Here is a 7,364-nt window from a genome sequence, read left to right on the forward strand (position 1 = left end):
GGGAGCCTGCGGCACGCTCCGCTCTGGCTGAAGCTTTTGTCGTTGACTGAGATCGTGCTGCTTGCTCCCTCTTCTCCCCTCGGGGAAAAGGTGCCCGAAGGGCGGATGAGGGGGCCACGGGCACATCGGAAGACGGCGGCAAGCCACAGGCACATGCTTCCCGAATATCCCGAGCGCCCAACCGGCCGCGCGACGCTCCAAATTTCTCTCAACCTCCGCAGGCAAACCTGCCGCCATGCTAGTCGAGCATACGCAAGCATCATCATATGGACGTAGGGGGCATCACCCGCGTACCCCTGATTGCTGTCGTTCGTTCCCGCGCAAAAACTGCCAGAATGCATGTCTTGAAATGCTGCTTCGTGGGGCCGGTTGAGGGGCAGGTCCAGGAGGCTGGTGGACGGGAAAGGGGACGCCGCTTATGCGGAGAATTCGGGTTAGTAGTCTTGAGTACCTGAGCATATATGGTGGAGCGTTGAGTATCTGTCGTGTACCGTCAGCCTGGAGTGCAGTGCTGGGAACCACGACTGTCGTATCTTCTACGAGTACCGATGGTTCCCTAAGTTTTGCCAATCAGGGCAGCTTTACCGATCCGGGCGGCGCCGTCGTCCCGTCCTCCTTCTCAGGCAGTATCACGCAGCCTGCTGCGCTGATCTCATCGGGCGGCATGCAGACTGCCTCGATACCGCCGACGGTGGTATCAGCGCCGTCAGGCGACGGCGGCGCGCAGGACACGTCCACCAAGACGGCGGCACTCCTTCCGGCGCTGCAGACGACGACCACGACCACCACGACAACAGAGCAGACCGTGCTCGGCCCGGACCCGTACCAGGAGGCCGCGAGCCTGCCGCCGGCGCCCACGCTGACGGGCATTACCAGCGATACCGGCACCGCGACCACCACGACGTCTCCGACCGATCCTGCCGCCGGTTCCGGCGCGGCGTCGCTGCAGCTTCAGACCTCGATCGCCTCCATCTCGGTGGAGCCGAGCCAGGAGGTTTCTGCCGACACGCCCGTCGGCTCGGTGGCGCTCACAGCGCCGGCTGCCACTGCGGCGGCGCCGACGCTCAACAAGATCGCGCTCGAAAACATGAAGCAGGGCAACCCCATCAGCGAATGGGGGCTGGAGGGTGATGGCAACGGCACCATCCAGGGTTTCGCCACCGAAATCAGCACCAATATCGGCCAGACGGTCGATTTCAAGATCGCCACCGATTCCACCCATTACCGGATCGATATCTACCGCATGGGCTATTATGGCGGGGCCGGCGCGCGCAAGGTCGACTCGATCGAGAAATCGCTGACCACGGCGCAGATCCAGCCGCATCCGATCGTCGACATGTCGCTCGGTCTCATCGATTGCGGCAACTGGTCGGTTTCGGCCAGCTGGCAGATCCCTGGCGATGCCGTCTCGGGCGTCTATTTCGCCAAGCTGGTGCGCGAGGACGGCACCGAGGATGCAAGCATCATCCCCTTCGTCGTGCGCGACGATGCCTCGACCAGCAATATCGTCTTCCAGACCTCGGATACGACCTGGCAGGCCTATAATGCCTGGGGCGGCGCCAGCCTCTATTATGGCGAAGTGCCTGTCGATCCCGCAAACATGATCGGTTACCTGCCGCCGAACTGCAGCTGCGGCCTGCAGGCTATCGGCCGTGCCTCGGCCGTCAGCTACAACCGCCCGATCATCACCAATACGAGCCCGATCGGCGGCTCGCACGATTATATCTTCGGCGTCGAATCCTCCGCCATCTCGTGGCTGGAGCAGAACGGCTACGACGTTTCCTATATTTCGGGCGTCGATGCGGCGCGCAGCGGCAGCCTGCTGCTCAACCACGATGCCTATCTCTCCGTCGGCCATGACGAATACTGGTCTGCCGAACAGCGCGCCAATGTCGAGGCGGCGCGCGATGCCGGCGTCAACCTTGCCTTCTGGAGCGGCAACGAGTGCTACTGGAAGGTTCGCTGGGAAAGCAGCATCGACGGCAGCGGCCAGGCCTACCGCACCATGGTCTGCTACAAGGAGACCTGGGGCACGAGTTCGGATCCGAGCAATGTCGGCACCGGCACCTGGCGCGATCCGCGTTATGCCGATCCTGGGCAGGAGCCGGAAAATTCGCTGACGGGCACGCTGTTTACCGTCGACGGCTACCGCTCGGATACGATCTCCATCCCCTACGACTATTCGAACCTGCGCTTCTGGCGCAATACCGAAGTCTCCGAGCTGAATGAAGGCGATACCTACAATCTCGTGCAGAACCTGCTCGGCTACGAGTGGGATTCCGATGTCGAGAACGGCTTCCGGCCGGATGGACTGGTCAACCTGTCGCTCTCCTCCATCTCGGTGGAAACCTATCTGCGCGATTACGGCACGACCGTCGGTTCGGCCGTCGCCAACCACAGCCTCACCATGTACCGGGCCGCAAGCGGCGCGCTGGTCTTCGGCGCCGGCACCGTCTTCTGGTCCTGGGGGCTCAGCGACAACCACCAGGGCGCGACGACATCGACCGATCGCAATGTCCAGCAGGCGATGGTCAACATGTTCGCCGACATGGGCATCCAGCCGACCACGCTCGATGCGAGCCTGATCCTTGCGACACAATCGACCGACTTGCTGAAGCCGACCTCGTCGATCAGCTCGCCCATCGTGGGTGCCTCCTTCCTCGAAGGTCAGCACGTGACGATCACCGGCACGGCGCAGGATTTCGGCGGCGGCATCATTGCCGGCGTCGAAGTCTCCACCGATGGTGGCCAGCACTGGTTCAAGGCGACCGGTCGCGAGGCCTGGAGCTATAACTGGGTCGTCCAGGCAAGCGGCACCTATACGATCATGTCACGCGCCGTCGACGACAGCGTCAATCTCGAGACGCCCTCGACCGGCAAGCAGGTCACCGTCACCCTGCCGGGCACGCAGGGCCTGTGGACGCTTGCGGAAAAGCCGGCGACCGAGGTGGCGATCGATCGCGATCCGGTCGAGCTCGGCCTGCGCTTCCAGGCAACGACCGCAGGCTCCGTGCAGGGTATCCGCTTCTACAAGGGCTTCTACAATACCGGCGACCATGTCGTCAGCCTCTGGTCCAGCGACGGAACGCTGCTGGCAACGGGCGTATCGACGAATGAATCGCTCTCCGGCTGGCAGACGGTGATGTTCTCCTCGCCGATCCAGATTGCGGCGGGTACGACCTATGTGGCCTCCTATCACACGAACGGCTACTATTCCGTCACCGACAATTATTTCGGCAGCGGCAGCACCTATGCCAGCGGCGCTCTGAAGGCCGTCGATGGCGGCGGCGTCTACGCCTATGGCGACAATGCCGGCACGTTCCCGGGCCAGAACCCCGGCGGGTCCAACTACTGGGTGGACGTGGTCTTCGATGCAGGGCTGAACAGCGCGCCTGTCGCCGGTGACGACAGCGGCCTGACGATTTCGCGCAACGGCACGCTGACCATTTCCATCGCCTCGCTTCTGGCCAACGACACCGATGCCAATGGCGATGCGATGACGATCAGTGCCGTCGGCAATGCGCTGAACGGCACTGTGACGCTCAACAAGCAGAACGGCACGGTCATCTTCACGCCTAATGCCAATTATTCCGGCCCGGCAAGCTTCAGCTACACGCTGTCGGACGGGCGCGGGGGCACCGACCAGGCCAATGTCAGCATCACCGTCGATCCGGGCCCGGCCGGCCAGAGTCTGTTTACCGCCAATGAGGGGCCGACGGGTACCGGAATCCAGGAAAACTCGCCGCTGGAACTCGGCATGAAGTTCTCGGCTTCGGCAAGCGGCACGATTACGGGCATCCGCTTCTACAAGGCCGCCGGCGATGCGGGGCCGCATACCGGCTCGATCTGGTCGGCCAGCGGCACGCTGCTTGCGACGGTCAGCTTTGGGGGTGAATCGGCCTCCGGCTGGCAGACCGCGACATTCTCCAATCCGCTGCAGATCTCGGCGGGTGTGACCTATGTCGCCTCCTACCACACGACCGGAAGCTATGTGGCGACATCGGGCTATTTCAACACGGCCCATACAAACGGCGCGCTGACCGGCCTTGCCGGCGCCAACGGCGTCTATTCCTACGGATCGGGCACGACATTCCCGACGTCCAGCTACCAGTCGTCGAACTACTGGGTGGATGTCGTCTTCAACCAGTCGACATCAAACACGGCGCCGGTCGCGGCCAATGACAATGGCTATACGACCTATTCCAACACGGCGCTCTCCATTGCCGCGGCAAATCTGCTGGCAAACGATACCGATGCGGATGGAGATCCGCTCAGCATCACCGGTGCAAGCGGCGGGGTCAACGGCACGGTCACCTTCAACAGCCAGACCAATACCGTCACCTTCACGCCCAACTCGGGCTATACGGGTGTCGCAAGCTTCACCTATTCGATCGCGGACGGGCATGGCGGCACGTCGTCCGCCACCGTGAACCTCACGGTCAATTCTCAGCCCGGCGGCACGACGACGAGCCTGTTCACCGGCGCCGATACCTCGGGCGTTACCGCCGCCAATGACCCCAACGCGGTCGAGCTTGGCGTCAAGTTCATCGCTTCGGCGAACGGCCAGATCACCGGGCTTACCTATTACAAGAGCGCCCAGGATACCGGCACGCATGTCGGCTCGCTCTGGACGGCGAGCGGCCAGCTGCTTGGCCAGGCGACCTTCATCAACGAGACGGCGAGCGGCTGGCAGACGGTTTCCTTCACGCAGCCGATCAGCGTCACCGCCGGCACCACCTATGTGGCGAGCTACCATTCCAACGGCTTCTACTCGGCATCGGCCAATTATTTCACGACCGACCATACGAGCGGCGCGCTGACGGCGCCGGCAAGTTCGGTCAGCGGGGGCAACGGCGTCTATGCCTATGGCACGGGCAGCCTGTTCCCGACCGCCTCCTACAATGCCAGCAATTACTGGGTGGATGTGCTCTACAAGCAGGGCGCACAGAACACGGCGCCCGTCGCCGCCAATGACAGCGGTTTCTCGACGAATACGGGCACGCCGCTCACCATCCAGGCATCGGCGCTCACTGCCAATGACAGCGATGCCGATGGCAATGCGATCTCGATCACCGGTGTCAGCGGTGCGGTCAACGGCACGGTTTCCTTCGACAGCCAGGCACAGACCATCACCTTCACGCCGACATCGGGGTATTCGGGGCCGGCGAGCTTCAGCTATGCCATTGCCGACGGTCAGGGCGGCACGGCATCAGCTGAAGTTTCGCTCGCAGTCAACAACCCGGCCGCAGGGCCGGAGCAGAACCTCTTTGCGGCAAACGCGACGCCCTCGGTCGTCTCGGTCGCCGACAACCAGCCGGTCAATCTCGGCATGAAATTCCAGGCCGATACGGCAGGCTGGATCACCGCCATCCGCTTCTACAAGGGCGCCGACAATACCGGCCCGCACAATGGCTATCTGTGGACGGCTTCGGGCACTCTGCTCGGCAGCGTCACCTTCAACAACGAGACGGCCAGCGGCTGGCAGACCGCGCAGCTCAGCCAGCAGATCGCGATATCAGCGGATACGACCTACGTCGTCTCCTATTCGACCAATGGCAACTATTCGGCGACAGGCAATTACTTCGGCAGCGACGTGACCAACGGCGACCTAAAGGCGCCATCAGGCAATAACGGCGTCTATGCCTACGGATCGGGCGGGCTGTTCCCGACGAGCAGTTACAACAGCACGAACTACTATGTGGACGTGGGGTTCAAACCGCAGCTCGCGGCCTAGAGCAATTCCAGCAAAAGTGCGCAGCGGTTTTGCGTCCGGAATTGCGTGAAAACAGTTGGAGCGCCGTGCGGCGCTCCAGAGGCCGCGGGGATGTAAGACCAAGCATCGTGTAAAGAGTGATATCGATGATGCGTGCAGATAACAGATTGCCGGTTACGGTTCTCGCCGGGTTTCTCGGCGCCGGCAAGACGACTGTCCTCAACCATGTCCTGAGTAATCGTGAGGGTCGCCGCGTTGCTGTCATCGTCAACGATATGAGCGAGGTCAACATCGATGCGGATCTCGTGCGCGAAGGGGGTGCAGACCTTTCGCGCACGGACGAGACGCTTGTGGAGCTTACCAATGGGTGCATCTGTTGCACGCTGCGCGACGATCTCCTGAGCGAGGTGCGGCGGCTGGCCAGTGCGGGCCGTTTCGACTACCTGCTGATCGAGGGCACCGGCATTGCCGAGCCGCTGCCGGTCGCAGCCACCTTCTCCTTCCGCGACGAGAGCGGGGCAGCCCTTTGCGACGTGGCAAGGCTCGACACGATGGTCTGCGTCGTCGATGCGGTCAATCTTCTCGCCGATTACCAGAGTGCCGAATTCCTTGCCGATCGCGGCGAACGGCGTGACGGGGATGATGAGCGCAAGCTCGTCGAACTGCTCGTCGAGCAGATCGAATTTTCCGACGTCGTCATCATCAACAAGGCAGGCGAGGTGTCCTGCGCCGAGCTTGCCGAGGTTCGCCGGGTCGTCGCGGCGCTCAATCCGGATGCCCGCGTCATCGAGGCGGTCTTCGGCCAGGTGCCGCTTTCCGCGATCATGGATACCGGGTTCTTCAGCGAGGCCAAGGCCGCCCGCCATCCGCTCTGGCACAAGGAGCTCTTCGGCTGGGGCGACCATGTGCCGGAGACCGAAGAATACGGGATAGCAAGTTTCGTCTATCGCAGCCGCCGGCCCTTCGATCCGGCGCGGCTCAGCGATTTCCTCGACAGGAAATGGCCGGGCCTCATCCGCGCAAAGGGTCATTTCTGGCTGGCGACAAGGCCCGATGAGATCGGCCTGCTGTCCATTGCCGGCACCCAATGCCGCATCGACAGCAGGGGGTTCTGGTGGGCCTCCGTGCCGAGGGCGCAATGGCCGCGTTATCCGCAGTTCCGCCAGCTGATCGACCGGCACTGGGACGATGTCTGGGGCGACCGCCGCCAGGAGCTCGTCTTCATCGGTTCCGGCTTCGACAGGCACGCCATCTGCGCAGCACTCGACGATTGCCTGGCCGGGGAGGAGACGGGTTTCGATCCGGAGATCGCCATCGGCCTTCGCGATCCGTTTCCGGCCTGGCGGCACGATACGCACAGGTGAACAGGTTTTTGACATAACCAGAGGAGAGAACAATGAGCAGCGAACTTTATGCAGACGGTATCGGCGAAATCACCATCACAGGCACGATCGTGCGCATCGACCTGATGTCGCTGTCGGCCACTGACCGCGATGCCAACAACAATCCGAAGCCGGTCTTCCGCCAGCGCATCATCATGCCGGTCGACGCCTTCGCCAATGCGGTCGATCTCATGCAGAAGGCGCTGGGCGGCCTTGTCGAAGCGGGTGCGGTTCGCCGGATCGGCGACATGTCGGCTGCCGCGGCCGCC

General features: G+C 62.8%; 3 protein-coding genes. All 3 read left to right on the plus strand.

Annotation, left to right across the window (positions count from 1 at the left end; translation table 11 throughout):
* Positions 1–418 precede the first annotated feature (418 nt).
* Complete coding sequence (locus PMI11_RS15500) at positions 419–5,734, plus strand: DUF4082 domain-containing protein (RefSeq protein ID WP_051034585.1); 5,316 nt, start codon at positions 419–421, stop codon at positions 5,732–5,734.
* Positions 5,735–5,859: 125 nt separating this feature from the next.
* Complete coding sequence (locus PMI11_RS15505) at positions 5,860–7,077, plus strand: GTP-binding protein (protein ID WP_007818553.1); 1,218 nt, start codon at positions 5,860–5,862, stop codon at positions 7,075–7,077.
* A 32-nt stretch (positions 7,078–7,109) separates the two neighbouring features.
* Positions 7,110–7,364: hypothetical protein (locus PMI11_RS15510; protein WP_007818554.1), on the plus strand; the 255-nt coding region annotated here is incomplete at its 3' end.

This window comes from Rhizobium sp. CF142, from assembly GCF_000281145.1.
GTDB lineage: Bacteria > Pseudomonadota > Alphaproteobacteria > Rhizobiales > Rhizobiaceae > Rhizobium.